The sequence below is a fragment of the Streptomyces sp. NPDC048483 genome (genome assembly GCF_040651455.1).
In the GTDB taxonomy this organism is placed as follows: Bacteria; Actinomycetota; Actinomycetes; order Streptomycetales; family Streptomycetaceae; genus Streptomyces.
Genome location: NZ_JBEZJZ010000162.1, coordinates 1 through 14,450 on the forward strand (window position 1 = coordinate 1; position 14,450 = coordinate 14,450).

The window sequence follows — 14,450 nt, forward strand, 5'->3', positions numbered from 1 at the left end:
CCGACTCTCGTCCTAGCTGCACGCGGCCGCGGCGCTGGCCGGCCTGCCCGCGGCGGCCGCGCACCGTGCGCTGGCCGAACTCACCCGGCACCACCTGGTGACCGTGGAGGGCCCCGGGCGCTATGCGATGCACGACATCGTCCGGGACTTCGCTCTGGAACTGGCCCATCAGGACCCCCTGGAGGAGGAGCGCGCCGCGGTCCGCGAACGGATCCTCACGTATTTCCTCCGCTCCACCGAGGCCGCGGTGGCCCTCGCCGATCCCGCGGCGGCCCGCCGCTTCGAGGCCGTAGCACCGGCCCACCGGCCGGATGTCACCGTCGAGGCCCTGGCCGACGCGCAGGGAGCGCGGCAGTGGTTCGTGGCGGAGCGGCATGCGATGCTCGCCCATCTCGCACACGCCCGGGAGGACGGTTTCGCGGAGTTCGGCTGGCTGCTCGCCGAGCGCATGGGGGCCTTCATGCACCGCTCGGGACACTGGCACGAGTGGGCCTACGCGGCACGGTGCGCCATGGCCGCCGCCGTCGCGCGGGCCGACCTCCGCGGGGAGGCGCTGGCCCAGCTCCAGCTCGGCTGGGCCGGCGATCTGCTCGACCAGGACGGCCGGAGCGCGCATCCCCCTCTGGTCCGTGCGCTCGAGCTGTACGAGCAGCTCGATGACGCCGTCGGCCAGGCGCGGGCCCATCTGCGGCTGACCAGGTACTGCGGCCGGCGCGGACAGGAGGACGCCTGCCGCGAGCACGCGTCCCGGGCGCTGAACCTGTTCTGCATGCTCGGCGACCGGGACGGCGAGGCCGAGACGCTCAACGCACTCGGGTGGCACTGCGTCGCCTTCGGTGATCACTTCACCGCGACCGCCAGTCTGCTGCGGTCGCTGCGGCTCTACCAGAAGCTGGGCAACCGGCACGGTGAGGCGGATGTGTGGGACAGCCTTGCCTGGGCCTACCACTACGCCGGGGAGTCCGACGAGGCGCGACGCTGCTACCTCCAGGCGATCGAGCTGGACGCCTCGCTGGACCAGCTCGGGAGCCGTCACAACCAGGCGCAGACCCTGATCCGCTGTGGTGAACTCCATGTGACCACCGGCGACTTCGCCGCCGCGGACGGCTTCTGGCGAAGAGCGGCCGGCATCCTCGAAGAACTGGGTCTCCCGCAGGCGGACGAGCTGTGGGACGGGATACGGGCGCTGCCCCGGGCGCCCGGCGCGGGGATCCAGGCCTGCGCCGCGGCGGGGGACGTACGGTGACGCTCCGCGGCAGAGTTCGCTGCGCCCGGCCCGCGCAGTGGGCGCTCTCCATGCTTCACGGGCCGGGCCGGTCCGCCGCGAAGCCCCACCGGCCGGGCGAGTAGCCGGCCCCCTTCAGGGCCGGCGGCGTCATCTCGATGGACAGCCGCGCCAGGAAGTCGTCCGCGGCCCGGTCCGCGGCGGGTGCGTCGGCGGCGCCCACGACCACCGCGCCACGGCGGTCGCGGTTGGCGCGTGGCGCGCCGAGGCGGTCGCCCGGTGCCAGCGGGCACTCGGCGGCCAGTACGCCGGGGAGGGCGTCGAGGTGCTGCCAGCCGTGTACGTCGCGGACCGTTCCGGGGGGCGACAGGGCGAAGCGTACGGCCGCCGCCCGGGTGGTGGGCGGGATCTGCGGGATGGTGCCCAACAGGTCGTCCAGCCAGCTTCCGTACCACGCGAAACCGGGCCGGCACCATTCGAGCATCGCGGGGATCCAGTCGCCGCCCTGGCGCAGGTGCACCGCGCCGAGCACCACGCCCCGCGGCCCGGTCCAGCACTCCACGTGGAAGGGACCGGTGCGCAGCCCCAGCACCTGCAGCGCGGCGCGGACCTCGGCCCGGACCGCGCTGTCGGTGTCCGGCTCCAGCTGGGCCGGCATGGTGTGGCCGGTCTCGATGAAGGTGCCGGGTGCGAGGTGTTTGCGGGTGACCGCCAGGATTTCCGGGCGGCAGGCGACGATCAGTCCTTCCACGCTGTATTCGGTGCCCTCCACCCAGGCCTCGACGAGCACCGGGGTGGACTCGGCGGCACGTGCGGCGCGGAAAGCGGCGGGCAGCTGCGCGCGGTGGGTGACCTGGCTGACGCCCTCACCATGTGCCCTGTCGCGGGGTTTGACCACCACCCGCCCCTCGGCGCGCAGCAGCTCTTCGGCCTGCTCGGGCCGGGTGCACAGCTGGAGGCGCGGCTGGCGGAACCCGTGGCGGCGCAGGTAGTCCCGACATCGGTCCTTGGTCCGTACCCGCCGGACCGCCGTCAGCGGGTTGCCGGACAGTCCGAGCGCATCGGCCACGGCCGCGACGGATTCGGCCGCGTACTCGTCAAGGCCCACCACGGCGTCGAACCGGGTGCCGCGAGCCCTGGCCCAGGCGACGCAGGAGGCGGTGTCCGCGACGTCGAGGGGGTGCACCTCGGCTGCGAGGACGGTGAGTTCGGGGGCGGCGGCGAGGTTCTCGGCCCGGTCGGTCAGGACGATCCGGGTGCCCCGGGCGCGCAGCTGGTGGAGGGCGCGGAGCGCGATGTCGTGCCCATGGCCCGCGCTGCGTGGTGCGGCGCCGCCGAGGATCAGGGTCGTGGTCGCGCAGGCGGTGCTCTCTGGGCTCATACGGAGATCAGTCCTTCGGCGGCGAACGGGTCAGGGGCTCCCGGCCGGGCGGCTGCGGCGCGGGCCGGCCCGGTGTCGGGCGTCGGTCAGGCGAGGGCGAGCTCGCTCCAGAGGAGCAGTGCGAAGAAGGCCATCACCGCAGAGGAGACGCGGGCGATCCACAGCCGTCCGCGCCCGGTCAGGCGGTGGCGGACGGCGAGGGCGGCGGTGCCCAGCAGGGTGAACCACACCAGGGACGCCAGGACGCAGCCGGCGGCGAACCATACGCGGGCCGCCCCGTCGCGGGCGATGCCGACGGCGCCGATCACGCCCACCGTGTCGAGGATGGCGTGCGGGTTGAGGAGGGAGACGCCCATGGCCCGGGTGATCGTCCGGCGCGCGGTGAGGGGCGCCGCCCGCTGTCCGTCGAGGCCGGCGGCGTCCGGCCGGCGCAGGTTCTGCCAGGCGAGGTACAGCAGATAGGCGCCGCCGACGGCCATGAGAGCGCTGCGCAGGATGTCGTGTCCGGCAAAGAGGGTGCCCAGTCCCAGGGAGCCGGCCGCGATGAGGAGGGCGTCGCAACAGGTGGTGGCCAGTGTGGCGTAGAAGACGCGTGGGGCACCGAGGGAGATGCCCTGCTGGACGATGAAGAGGTTCTGTGCGCCGATCGGCATGATCAGTCCCAGTCCCAGCAGGAGCCCGGCCACCAGTTCGCTCATGGCCTGCGCGGGGATCACAGGATCACCCGGGAGCCGGCGTGCGCACGCTGATCGCGGGAGCGGCGCAGATCTGCGGTGACGGTGATCTTTTTCAGCCAGCGGTCCGTGCCGTCGAAGCGCGCCCGGAAGCTCTGCCGCCCGTGGACGGCCCGGTAGTTGTCGACGAGCAGGATCTCGCCGGGGTCGACCGCGACCGTCTGCTGCACGCGATCGAGCTCGCCGATCAGGTACTTGAGGGCGAGTTCGGCGTCGGCGTCGCCGGGCAGGCAGCGCATGTAGCAGGGGTCGATCCGCAGATACGGGGAGTCCTGGGCGCCGAAGAGCACGGCCACCGGCTCCGGTTCGTCGCGCATACGGCGCATTCTTGCGAGGCCGGGGTGGTGGGGGTCGAGCGCGGCCGGCTGCCGCAGGTGTTCGTCGTCGGGGAGGATGTGGAACCGCTCCCCGGCGAGGATCGCGCGGTACTCCGCGCTGAGGCGCACATCGCGTATCGACGCCAGCGTGGTGCCGATGGCGTCGTTGTTGCGCATGCCCATGAGCAGCAGGTGGTCGCAGCGGTAGGGGTGGAAGCCGTCCTCGGTGTGCCATTCGAGCTGCACCTGGCCGTGCCCGTTCTGCTCGGCCTCCTCGCCGGCGATCGGCAGGACGTTCTGGATCATGCGGCCCTGCTGCAGGGTGGACCAGGTGAAGGGCTCGCCCATCGCGAGGCCCACCAGGGCCAGGTAGGCCTCTTCGCGGCGGCCGGCCGGCGATGCGGCGGCGGCGCGCCAGTGGGCGGGGGTGGGGCCGAGGGCGGCGTCGTCGACGGGGAGTCCGCGGATGCGCGCCGCCGCGGAGGGTTCTGTGGTGCGGAAGGTGTACAGGAAGCGCCGCAGTCCGGTGGGCAGTCGGGTGGTCAGTTCCTTGCCTTCGCGGTAGAAGGCCTCGCTTCCGGGGTCGGCGGCTCCGGGGGTGAGCGGGTCGCGGGCCATGTCGTCCAGGAGTTCATCGAGCTCGCACCGTTCGCCCGCATCGAGGTCGTAAACGGCCGGGGCGTCGAGCTGCTGCATGGCATTCCCTTCGTCGGGCCCGGACGTTGCCTTCCTCCGGAGCGGTCGCGAAGAGCTTCCTGTGGGGCTGTATCACCGCCGTAACACCGTCGTAGCTGCGGCCCGTTGCGGAGGCGGACGGTCACCTTCCGAAAATGGGAGTTGACCTGGGAGCGCGTTTCCTGTCACGCTTTTCCGGCGGCACAGCTGTGTCCGCTTGGCATCCGGCCGGTGCGTAACCCGCCCGCCGACCAGTGCCTTTCCCGGCCCGCTGTGGCCATCCACCGCTTTTCCCGGCGCCTTTCCGGCGCCCTTGCACCGTCCTTTCCGCGGTCGTCGAAGAACCGCCGGCGGGGCCGGTTCACCAAGCATTCCCCGCACGCCCTTCCTTTTCGCGGAACGGCACCCTGCCGCGTTCCGGCCGGGTGCCGTTGACCCCTTGTCTTCGGCAGGCGCCCGTCTTTTGCCGGCACCTCCCCACCCCAGCTTTCGGACGGAGTCCACCGTGTCCCATCGCGCTGCCCTGACCCCGCAAATGCTGCAGTACGCCGAGAAGTTCGACGACCGAGGCGATATCCGCTGGCTGCCCTATCTGATGTACTTCCACGCGGCCGGACACCGCTCGGACGTGGTCAATACCGACAGTCTGGGATTCCGTCTGTCGCAGGGCCCCGACGGGCAGACGTCCGCCGTTGCCGAGCATCTGCCCGAAGGCCCCGTACGCCTGCTCGCCGGCAGTTCCACCGCCTTCGGCATCGGCGCCTCGGCCGACCGGCACACCCTCCCGTCGTACCTGTGGTCGAAGCACGCCCCCTCCCTGCCCTGGCTCAACTTCGCCGGCCGGAGCCACAACTCCACCCAGGAGCTGCTGCTCTTCCTGCTGCACCGGCATCTGCTGCCCCAGGTCGACGAGATCGTCCTGTTCTCCGGCTTCAACAACCTGGGCCTGAGCCGGCTGCCGGCCTCCGTCCGCGGGGACCACGGCGCCTTCTTCAACTGCCACGACTTCTACGGCCAGATGGCGGAGCTGCGCGCCAAGAACCGCAAGGGCTCCGGCTTCGGCCTGTTCGGCGGGCGCCGCTCGGCGGCCCCGGCCGCCCCTGCACACGACGAGAGCGTGCCCGAACTCGACGAACAGATCGGCCTGGCCGGCGAACTGACCCTGCGCCATCTGGACTCCTGGCGCCTCCTCGCCGAGGGCATGGGGGCCAAGCTCACCTTCGTCCTCCAGCCGCTGGCCACCTGGGTGCGGGACGAACCGGCTCCCGAGGAGCGCCTGCTGTTCCAGGAGCTCGATGCGCTCTCCGACTTCGGCGCGGTCTACGGCGACATCTCCTCGAAGAGCGCACAGGAGGCGTACTCCAAGGAGCTGCGGACCGGCTGCGAGCGGCTCGGTGTGCGCTACCTCGACCTCAACCCGGTCCTGGCCGACGCGCTCGGCCCCAAGGACTGGATCTTCGTCGACCGTATCCACTTCACCGACGAAGGCCACGACCTCGTCGCCGGTCTGCTCGCCCGGCAGCTCGGCCTGTCCTGACCCGGCGCCTGCCCGGCGCCCCTGGCACCTCCCCCGTAGCGAAAGGCACCCCCATGGCATTTCTGCGCAAGCTCCTCGACAAGCTGCTCGGCCGCAAGCCCAAGCGCAAGAACGACGCCTCGATCTACCCCATGTTCTGAGCGGGCCGCGCCGCCACCAGCTCGCCCCCGGACCACCCCAGAGAAGAGGTCGCACGTGTCCGCCGCTTCCGTGGCCACACCAGCAGAGCCGACGACCACCACGCCCACCCCCCGCACCGTCTATCTGCGGGCCACCGACGCCGAGGCCGGGATCCCCGGCGGGCGCCTCCTGGACGAGATACGCGCCGAACTCCTGCGCACCACGGTCCCGGACGACACCCTGGACGCCCTGATCGACCGGGCCGCGCAGTGGTCCACCGGCGAGGCCGGCCGGCTCGGGGACCTGACCGGACACTTCCCCACGGAGACGGACCGGGCCGTGCTCGTCCGTCGCACCGCACTGGGCTGCGCCCCGCTGGCCCTGCACTCCGGTGCCTGGCTGCAGTGGCTGAGCAGCTCCGGCAACGGCGACGACCCCACGGTTCTGCGCATGCTGGCGCTCTACGCCCACGACGTCGGCGTCGGCAATCCGCACGCCTCGCGCGGCGACGCCTACCTGGCGCTGCTGCGCCACCTCAAGCTGTCCGAGAACGCCGTACCCGCCGGCCGGCTCGTCGGTGACCAGCGCGTCGACGACGGGCACTTCTTCCTGCCCGCCCTGCTGCTGGCCATGAGCCGGCGACCGGAGGACTTCACTCCGGAGATCCTCGGCGCCGATCTGTGCCTGCGCGCGGTGGGCCTGCTGCCGGCCCTGACCCTGCTGCGGGCGGAGCTGCCCACCGCCGCCGACTGGGACATCATCGACCCGGCCACCGGCAGGGGCGAGAGCGGGGAATCGGCCCTCGCCCTGTGCCGCGCCACCGTGGACAGCCTGGTCGCCGCGGAAGGCCCGGCCGTCGCGGAAGCGGTACGGCTGGGGTTCCGCTGGGCCCTCTCCGGCCTGACGCAGTGGAGCGAGCGCCTGTTCTCGGAACTCGACACGGCGCGCAACCCCGCCTTCGAAATGGCCGAGCTGATGCGGCTGCGCTCGCGGGAGGGAGCGGTCTACCACCAGACGTTCCAGCTGGACGGCAGGCCGCTGGCCGACTGGCTGCGGGAGTGCGCGACCGACCCGTACCCGATGCTCGACGCCCTGTCCCGCAGCCGCCTGATCAAGCCCGGACGGCCGGAGAAAAGCCCTCTGGTCACCGGTCTGGTCGGTGAACGCGGCCGGATGTTCCGGGTGTTCTCGCCCGAGGACCTCGCGGTGGTGCGCCGCTGGATCGGTTTCCTGGGCGCGCCCGCCGACGGCGATGCGCGCGGTGACCGCAACCCCCACCGCGCGCTGCCCGCCCCGCCCCGGCTCGCCCTGCCCTCCTGGGCCGCCGCCGGGCAGGAGTCGGACCGGGCTCCGGCGGACCTGCGGGAGGCCTACCACCAGTTGCTGCGGCGCACCGGAAGCCCGGCCCTGCGCCGCTGGGCCACCGCGTACGTACACGGCTGGCTCGGGCGCTCCCGGCACGGCATCGACCGCAGCGAAATGCCGCTGCCCGCACGGTGGACCCCGCGCGGGCTGCGCGGCTGGCTGGCCGAGATGCACGACCGGCACAGCGAGGAGTTCGAGCGCGACGGCACCCAGGACCTGCCCGAGCGCGCGGCCCTGGTCGACGCCACAGTGCAGCAGGCGCCGCTGACACTGATCGACGGCGCGTGGATCCAGGGCTTCACCGATTACGCCCACGCCTCCTCCCAGACCGGCCACTCGCTGTTCGACACGTACTGGGACGAGCTGGGCAACGGGGAGGCACATCTCAACCACCCGCTGATCTACCGCGAGGTCCTCGACGAGATGGACGTCGACCTGCCTCCCACGGCCAGCCGCGAGTTCGCCCAGTGGGAAGGATTCCGGGACGCCTCCTTCGAACTCCCCGTGTACTGGCTGAGCATCGGCCGGTTCCCGCAGACCTTCCTGCCGGAGGTGCTGGGCCTGAACCTGGCCATGGAACTCTCCGGGGTCGGCGGAAGCTACCGGCGCGCCCGGCTCGCCCTCAAGCAGTACGGCTTCAGCACCCGCTTCGTCGACATCCACAACACCGTCGACAACGTGGCGACCGGACACTCCGCCTGGGCCGCCGACGCCATCGACACCTATCTGTCGTCGCTCACCGCCTCCCAGGGCGAAGGTGCGCTGGCCCCGGCCTGGGAGCGGATCCGTACCGGCTACCGCTCGCTGAACCCGCCGTCGGGTTTTCTCGCGCGGAAGGCGGGCCGCCGCGCGGCGCATCTCGCGTCGCGGTCGAAGGCCGACCGCTGACCGCACGCCCCCTCAACTCCTCCCCCTCGGACTCTCTTTCAGGAGCACCCATGTCTGATCTGGTACTGGGCATCTCGGCCTACTACCACGACAGTGCGGCCGCGCTGGTCTCCGACGGCGTCCCGGTCGCCGCCGCCCAGGAGGAAAGGTTCAGCCGCATCCGCCACGACTCCGCCTTTCCCCGCCTGGCGGTGGAGTACTGCCTGCGCGAGGCCGGCGTCACCCTCGACGATGTCTCGGCCGTCGCCTACTACGAGGACCCGGCGCTGAAATTCCGCCGCGTCCTGAGCACCTTCGCCGGAGCGGCCCCGACCGGATTCGCCTCCTTCCGCGACACCTTGCCGCAGTGGCTGTCCTGGAAGCGGCGCACCGCGGACGTGGTGCGCGAGCAGTTGTCCGAGCTCGGCGCCGGGCAGGTGCCGCCTCTGGACGTCCGCCGCCACCACGAGTCGCACGCCGCCTCCGCGTTCCTCCCCAGCCCCTACGAGTCCGCCGCGGTCCTGTGCATCGACGGGGTCGGCGAATGGGCCACCACCACCCTGTGGCACGGGCAGGGCACCGGGCTCACCCCGGTCTCGGAGATCCGCTTTCCCCACTCCCTGGGGCTGCTCTACTCCGCGTTCACCTACTTCTGCGGCTTCAAGGTCGACTCCGGCGAGTACAAGCTGATGGGCCTGGCGCCGTACGGCAGGCCCCGCTATGCGCAGCTCATCAAGGACAAGCTGATCGACATCAAGCGCGACGGCTCGTTCCGCCTGGACATGCGCTACTTCGCGTATCTACGCGGCCAGGTCATGACCGGGCGCGGCTTCGAGCAGCTCTTCGGGGGGCCGCGGCGCACCCCGGAAGGTCCGCTCACGGAGCGGGAGTTCGACCTCGCGGCGTCGGTGCAGCAGGTGACCGAGGAAGTCGCCCTCCTGCTCGCCCGGCACGCCCGCCAGGTCACCGGTGAACGGCACCTGGTGCTGGCCGGCGGTGTGGCGCTCAACTGCGTCGCCAACGGTCGGATCATCGGCGAGAAGCTCTTCGACGAGGTGTGGATCCAGCCGGCGGCGGGGGACGCCGGCGGCGCGCTGGGCGCGGCGCAGATCGTCGCCGCCGAGCGCGGGGCACCGCGCGCCCATCTGGACTCCGGGCGCGACGGCATGTCCGGCTCACTGCTCGGACCCCGGTTCAGCGACGAGGAGATCGTCGCCTATCTGGACAGTCAGCAGGCGCCGTACACCCTGCTGTCGTCCGACGACCTCAGCTCGCAGGTCGCCAAGGGGCTGGCGGCGGGCAAGATCGTGGGGTGGTTCCAGGGCCGGATGGAGTTCGGCCCGCGCGCCCTGGGGGCCCGGTCCATCATCGGAGATCCCCGCGACCCCGCGATGCAGTCCGCGATGAACCTCAAGATCAAGTTCCGGGAGTCCTTCCGGCCGTTCGCCCCGTCGGTCCTCGCCGAGGACGCCAAGGAGTACTTCGACCTCGACCAGCCGAGCCCGTACATGCTCGTGGTCACCGGTATCTCCCCCGGCCAGCGCATCGAGGCCCCCGACACCGCGGAGACCAGCGGTCTCGACCTGCTGAAGATCCCCCGCTCGACGATCCCCGCCGTCACCCATGTCGACCACTCGGCCCGCGTGCAGACCGTCACCAAGGACAACAACGCGCCCTTCCACCGTCTGTTGACGGCCTTCAAGGAGCGCACCGGCTGCCCCGTCCTCGTCAACACCTCCTTCAACGTCCGCGGCGAGCCGATCGTCGCCTCGCCCGCCGAGGCCTACGCCTGCTTCATGCGGACGAACATCGATCTTCTCGCCCTCGGCAACGTCCTGCTGCACAAGGAGGACCAGCCGGAATGGCACGAGGAGCAGGACTGGCGAGAGGCCATTCCGCTGGACTGACCCTCACCGGCCCTGCCGGCACACCACCGCACCGATACGCCGACACCCACCCCAGACGAAAGGCACACCACGCCATGACCGAGCAGACGACGCAGCAGCCGACTCAGGAGAACACCATGAACCCCCTCCAGGACCGGATCCTGCTTCTGCTGTGCCCCGAGGCCGACACCGTCGCCTGGTGCCGGACGGCCGAGGAGTTCACCCGCTCCATATTCCCCAACGTGGAGGCCATCTACTGGGCGCCGGGCGACGCCTACCCCACCGAGCTCGATGCCTGGGAGGGTGAGTGGATCATCTCCTTCCGCGGCGACCTGATCGTCCCTGAGCGCGTCTACAGCAAGGCCAGGAAGGGCGCCCTCAACTGCCACCCCTGCCCCCCGCACTTCCGCGGACTGGGCGGCCACATCTACGCCATCTACGAGAACCACGAGACCTTCGGCAGCACCTTCCACCACATGGCCAAGTCGGTCGACACCGGCCAGATCGTCGACGTCAAGCGCTTCACCATCGCCCCGGGCGAGACCGCGACCTCGCTGCGCCACCACGTCGGCGCCGTCTCCCTCGCCCAGTACTTCGAGCTCGTCTCCACCTACATCGCCAAGGGTGTCCCGCTGCCCACTTCGACGGAGAACTGGGGCGAGAAGCTCTACACGAGCAAGGCGCTGGAGCGGTGGGTCCGGGAGACGAAGGAAACCCAGCCCGACCACCGGTGCTTCCAGTGATCCTCCAGAGCCAGTACGTCCTCTTCGCCCTCACCTTCGCGGCCTCGGCCGCGGCGCCGGGCCCCGAGATCGCCGCGCTGCTCGGACGGCAGCTGTCCGGTGGCATCCCCCGCAGCATCCCCCTGGCGCTGGGGATCGCCACCGGCAAGCTGCTCATGCTCACCGCGGCGGTCGGCGGTCTCGCCGCCCTCGCCGCGGGTATGGGCCCGGCGTTCTCCGTCCTCCAGTACTGCGGCGCCCTCTACCTCGTCTGGCTCGGGGTCAAGCGGTGGCGCCGCGCCGGCGGCACGGTGGTGGCCGAGCAGTCCACCGAGCGGCAACGGCTGCTGCCCGACCTGACCCTGGGCCTGGCGATGACCCTGTCCAACCCCATCGCACTCGCCTTCTACCTGGCCCTCCTGCCCGGCGTCATCGACATGGCGAACGTGGGGGTCCGGCAGTACATCCTGCTGGCCGGCATCCTCCTGACCGTCGTCGTGCTCGTGGTGCTGGCCTACGGTCTGATCGCGGAGGCGGCACGCAAGGCGTTCGCCAGTGCCGCCTCCAAGGTCTGGATCGACCGCATCGCAGGATGCATGTTCATCGCCGCCGGTGCCCTGGTCGCCCTGCGCTGAACGGCCGGCAGCCGCCATCAGGCATCAGCAGCAATCAGTAGCAATCAGCAGCCGGAGCACCGGAGCCGGTCTCCCCTCAGCAGAAAGGAGTACCCATGTCGCTCGTCAGCGTGCACAACGAATGGGACCCCCTCGAAGAAGTCATCGTCGGCATCGCCGACGGAGCCCGCGTCCCCTCCCCCGACCGCGGACTGTTCGCGATCGACTATGCCGCCGACGTGCCGAGCCAGGCGGACATCCCCTCCGGCCCGTACGACCCGCAGGTCATCGACGAGGCCAACGAGGACCTCGAGGGCTTCGTCGAGCTGCTCCGCGGCGAAGGCGTGACGGTACGCCGTCCCTCGGTCACCGATCACACCAAGCCGTTCGGCACACCCGACTGGACCACCGACGGCGAGTACAACTACTGCCCGCGAGACGTTCTGCTGCCCATCGGACAGACCGTCATCGAAACCCCCATGACCCTGCGCTCCCGGTACTTCGAACCGTTCGCCTACCGGGAGATCCTGCGGGAGTACTTCGACAGTGGAGCGCACTGGATCTCCGCCCCGAAGCCACGGCTGCTCGACGACACCTACAACACGGCACCGCAGCCCGGCCCGGTGCTCAACAACCACGAGCCGGTGTTCGACGCCGCCAACGTGCTGCGGCTCGGCCGCGACATCCTCTACCAGGTCTCCTGCAGCGGCAACGAGTACGGATACCGCTGGCTGCAGCGCGTCCTGGGGGACGACTACCGCGTTCACGCCCTCTCCGGCGTGTACGACGGAACGCACCTGGACACCACGATCACGCCGGTGCGGCCCGGCCTCGTCGTACTGAACCCGGAACGCATCCGCGCCGACCAGCTCCCTCCCGTCCTCAAGAACTGGGACGTCATCTGGGCCCCGGACATGGTCGACACCGGGTATTCCGGGCCCTTCCCCCGCGGTTCCCTCTGGATCGGCATGAACTTCGTCATGGTCAATCCGGGCCTCGCCGTGGTGGGCGACACCCAGCTGCCGCTCATCCGCGCACTCGAAAAGCACGGTGTCACCGTGGCCCCGCTGCGCATGCGGCACCCACGCACGCTCAGCGGCGGATTTCACTGCGTCTCCGTGGACACCCGAAGGCGCGGCGCGCTCGAGGACTACAGCTGAGCGAGGCCCGAGATGGCGTACCTCTCCCTGATCCTGTTCGTGATCGCGACCTGCGGCACGCCGGGACCGAACAACAACATGGTCATGTCCTCCGGCGTCTCCCACGGCTTCCGGCGCAGCATTCCGCATGTGGTGGGAATCAATATCGGATTTCCGGTGATGGTGATCGCCATCGGCCTGGGCCTCGACGGCATTCTGAAGGACTATCCCGTCATCTACGACGTCCTGCGTCCCGTCGGAGCGGCCTATCTTCTCTATCTCGCCTACCGGATAGCCGTCTCCCCGGTGGGGGAACAGAAAGCGGCCGAGGCAAAACCGCTCACGATCCTGCAGAGTGCCCTGTTCCAGTGGGTCAACCCCAAGTCGTGGGTGATGGCCGTGGGCGCGGTCACCACCTACGCCACGGGGACCGGCGGCGACGCCGTACGGAACATCATCGCCGTCTCCGTCATCTTCCTGGTGTTCGGGACCCCCTGCACCGTCTCCTGGCTCGCGATCGGCGTCGCCCTCAAGCGGGTGCTGTCCAAACCCCTCCAATTCCGCATCTTCAACGTGGCCATGGCTGTGCTGCTGGTCCTGTCGCTGATCCCGGTAATCGGCGAAATCATCGCCGGCCTGCAAAAGATCGCGTCATAAGAGGCCGCCCCTCGTCATGTCCCCGGTGAATGCAGTGGAATTCCACAAGAGAAGTGAGAGTGAGTCCGTGCGCACAGCACTCCTTGCCTTCCTGTACGTCTTCGTGGTCACACCCATCGGCCTGCTCCGCCGACTGGTCCGCGATCCGCTCACCCGGCGCTGGGACCCACGGGCGCGCACGTACTGGACGCCGAGTCCGCCCCGGGCTTCCTAGCGCGTGCCTCCCGCAGCACTTCCCGCTGCCGCGACGGTGGTCCGAGGTCCCCGCACTCCGGGCCTCGGGCCACCGCCGTCCGCTCCACGACAGAAGTGAGCCGTGCACCGATGAAGACTGGGATACCTGCCACGTCAGGAAGACACTTTCCCGCCGTACTCGTCCTGGAGGACGGCCGCACCTTCCGCGGCCGTGCCTACGGGGCCGTGGGGGAGACTTTCGGCGAAGCGGTGTTCTCCACCGGCATGACCGGTTATCAGGAGACGCTGACCGATCCCTCGTATCACCGTCAGGTCGTGGTGATGACCGCCCCGCACATCGGCAACACGGGGGTGAACGACGAGGACCCGGAGTCGCAGCGGATCTGGGTTTCCGGTTATGTGGTCCGTGATCCTGCCCGGGTTGCGTCCAACTGGCGTGCGGTGCGTTCCCTGGACGAGGAGCTGGTGGCGCAGGGTGTGGTGGGGATCAGTGGCGTCGATACGCGGGCGTTGACGCGTCATCTGCGCGAGAGCGGGGCGATGCGGGTGGGGATTTTCTCCGGCGATGCGCTGCCCGATGAGGGGGTGATGCTGGCCAAGGTGCGCCAGGCTCCCGAGATGAAGGGCGCCGACCTGTCCGCGCAGGTGGCGACCAAGGAGGCGTATGTCGTCCCGGCGGTCGGTACGAAGAGGTTCACGGTCGCGGCGATAGACCTGGGGATCAAGGGGATGACTCCGCACCGGATGGCCGAGCGGGGCATCGAGGTGCATGTGCTGCCCGCCACAGCGTCCGTCGAGGACGTCTATGCCGTTCAGCCCGACGGTGTGTTCTTCTCCAACGGCCCCGGTGACCCGGCCACCGCCGATCACCCGGTTTCGGTGATGCGGGGTGTTCTGGAGCGCGGGACGCCGCTGTTCGGTATCTGTTTCGGCAACCAGATTCTGGGGCGTGCGCTGGGCTTTGGTACGTACAAGCTCAAGTACGGGCATCGGGGCATCAATCAGCCGGTGCAGGA

The 14,450-nt window shown here is 70.3% G+C and carries 13 protein-coding genes; 10 read left to right on the forward strand and 3 right to left on the reverse strand.

Going from position 1 to position 14,450, the window contains the following annotated elements; translation table 11 throughout:
• Nucleotides 1-103: 103 nt before the first annotated feature.
• Nucleotides 104-1,246, forward strand: a complete 1,143-nt coding sequence (locus AB0D04_RS40010) for a tetratricopeptide repeat protein (RefSeq protein WP_362712328.1) — start codon at nt 104-106, stop codon at nt 1,244-1,246.
• Between the two features lie 55 nt (nt 1,247-1,301).
• Here AB0D04_RS40010 and AB0D04_RS40015 read toward each other — a convergent pair whose 3' ends face one another.
• The 3 genes from AB0D04_RS40015 to gntD form a co-directional block, all read right to left on the reverse strand.
• Nucleotides 1,302-2,606, reverse strand: a complete 1,305-nt coding sequence (locus tag AB0D04_RS40015; protein WP_362712329.1) for an ATP-grasp domain-containing protein — start codon at nt 2,604-2,606, stop codon at nt 1,302-1,304.
• An 86-nt stretch (nt 2,607-2,692) separates the two neighbouring features.
• Nucleotides 2,693-3,322 carry a LysE family transporter gene (locus AB0D04_RS40020; RefSeq protein WP_362712330.1) on the reverse strand — a complete coding sequence of 210 codons (630 nt, stop codon included), beginning with the start codon at nt 3,320-3,322 and terminating at the stop codon, nt 2,693-2,695.
• Nucleotides 3,319-4,353 (reverse strand): guanitoxin biosynthesis L-enduracididine beta-hydroxylase GntD, encoded by a 1,035-nt coding sequence (gene gntD / locus AB0D04_RS40025; protein ID WP_362712331.1) that lies wholly within the window; start codon nt 4,351-4,353, stop codon nt 3,319-3,321. Before gntD ends, AB0D04_RS40020 begins: the two co-directional genes overlap by 4 nt.
• A 484-nt stretch (nt 4,354-4,837) precedes the next feature.
• Here gntD and AB0D04_RS40030 point away from each other — a divergent pair, with 484 nt between their 5' ends.
• The 9 genes from AB0D04_RS40030 to carA form a co-directional block, all read left to right on the forward strand.
• Nucleotides 4,838-5,869 carry an SGNH/GDSL hydrolase family protein gene (locus AB0D04_RS40030; protein ID WP_362712332.1) on the forward strand — a complete coding sequence of 344 codons (1,032 nt, stop codon included), beginning with the start codon at nt 4,838-4,840 and terminating at the stop codon, nt 5,867-5,869.
• Nucleotides 5,870-6,064: 195 nt separating this feature from the next.
• Nucleotides 6,065-8,242: an iron-containing redox enzyme family protein gene (locus tag AB0D04_RS40035; protein WP_362712333.1), complete on the forward strand. Its 2,178-nt coding sequence runs from the start codon at nt 6,065-6,067 to the stop codon at nt 8,240-8,242.
• Nucleotides 8,243-8,292: 50 nt separating this feature from the next.
• Nucleotides 8,293-10,128 carry a carbamoyltransferase gene (locus AB0D04_RS40040; protein ID WP_362712334.1) on the forward strand — a complete coding sequence of 612 codons (1,836 nt, stop codon included), beginning with the start codon at nt 8,293-8,295 and terminating at the stop codon, nt 10,126-10,128.
• 74 nt (nt 10,129-10,202) lie between these two features.
• Entirely contained in the window at nt 10,203-10,850 is a 648-nt protein-coding gene (locus AB0D04_RS40045) for a formyltransferase family protein (RefSeq protein ID WP_362712335.1), read from the forward strand.
• Nucleotides 10,847-11,464, forward strand: coding sequence for a LysE family translocator (locus AB0D04_RS40050; RefSeq protein ID WP_362712336.1), 618 nt, complete (start codon nt 10,847-10,849; stop codon nt 11,462-11,464). Before AB0D04_RS40045 ends, AB0D04_RS40050 begins: the two co-directional genes overlap by 4 nt.
• A gap of 95 nt (nt 11,465-11,559) precedes the next feature.
• Nucleotides 11,560-12,603 carry an inosamine-phosphate amidinotransferase 1 gene (locus AB0D04_RS40055; protein ID WP_362712337.1) on the forward strand — a complete coding sequence of 348 codons (1,044 nt, stop codon included), beginning with the start codon at nt 11,560-11,562 and terminating at the stop codon, nt 12,601-12,603.
• Between the two features lie 12 nt (nt 12,604-12,615).
• Nucleotides 12,616-13,239, forward strand: coding sequence for a LysE family translocator (locus AB0D04_RS40060; RefSeq protein ID WP_362712338.1), 624 nt, complete (start codon nt 12,616-12,618; stop codon nt 13,237-13,239).
• Nucleotides 13,240-13,306: 67 nt separating this feature from the next.
• Entirely contained in the window at nt 13,307-13,453 is a 147-nt protein-coding gene (locus AB0D04_RS40065; protein WP_362712339.1) for a hypothetical protein, read from the forward strand.
• A 110-nt stretch (nt 13,454-13,563) separates the two neighbouring features.
• The coding region (gene carA, locus AB0D04_RS40070) for a glutamine-hydrolyzing carbamoyl-phosphate synthase small subunit (RefSeq protein WP_362712340.1) at nt 13,564-14,450 on the forward strand (887 nt) is incomplete at its 3' end.

Bases quoted from the DNA above. Each gene is read 5' to 3' on its own strand.
- AB0D04_RS40045 (WP_362712335.1), top strand. From the start codon at position 10,203: ATGACCGAGCAGACGACGCAGCAGCCGACTCAGGAGAACACCATGAAC.
- AB0D04_RS40015 (WP_362712329.1), bottom strand. From the start codon at position 2,606: ATGAGCCCAGAGAGCACCGCCTGCGCGACCACGACCCTGATCCTCGGC.
- gntD (WP_362712331.1), bottom strand. From the start codon at position 4,353: ATGCAGCAGCTCGACGCCCCGGCCGTTTACGACCTCGATGCGGGCGAA.
- AB0D04_RS40055 (WP_362712337.1), top strand. From the start codon at position 11,560: ATGTCGCTCGTCAGCGTGCACAACGAATGGGACCCCCTCGAAGAAGTC.
- AB0D04_RS40060 (WP_362712338.1), top strand. From the start codon at position 12,616: ATGGCGTACCTCTCCCTGATCCTGTTCGTGATCGCGACCTGCGGCACG.
- AB0D04_RS40040 (WP_362712334.1), top strand. From the start codon at position 8,293: ATGTCTGATCTGGTACTGGGCATCTCGGCCTACTACCACGACAGTGCG.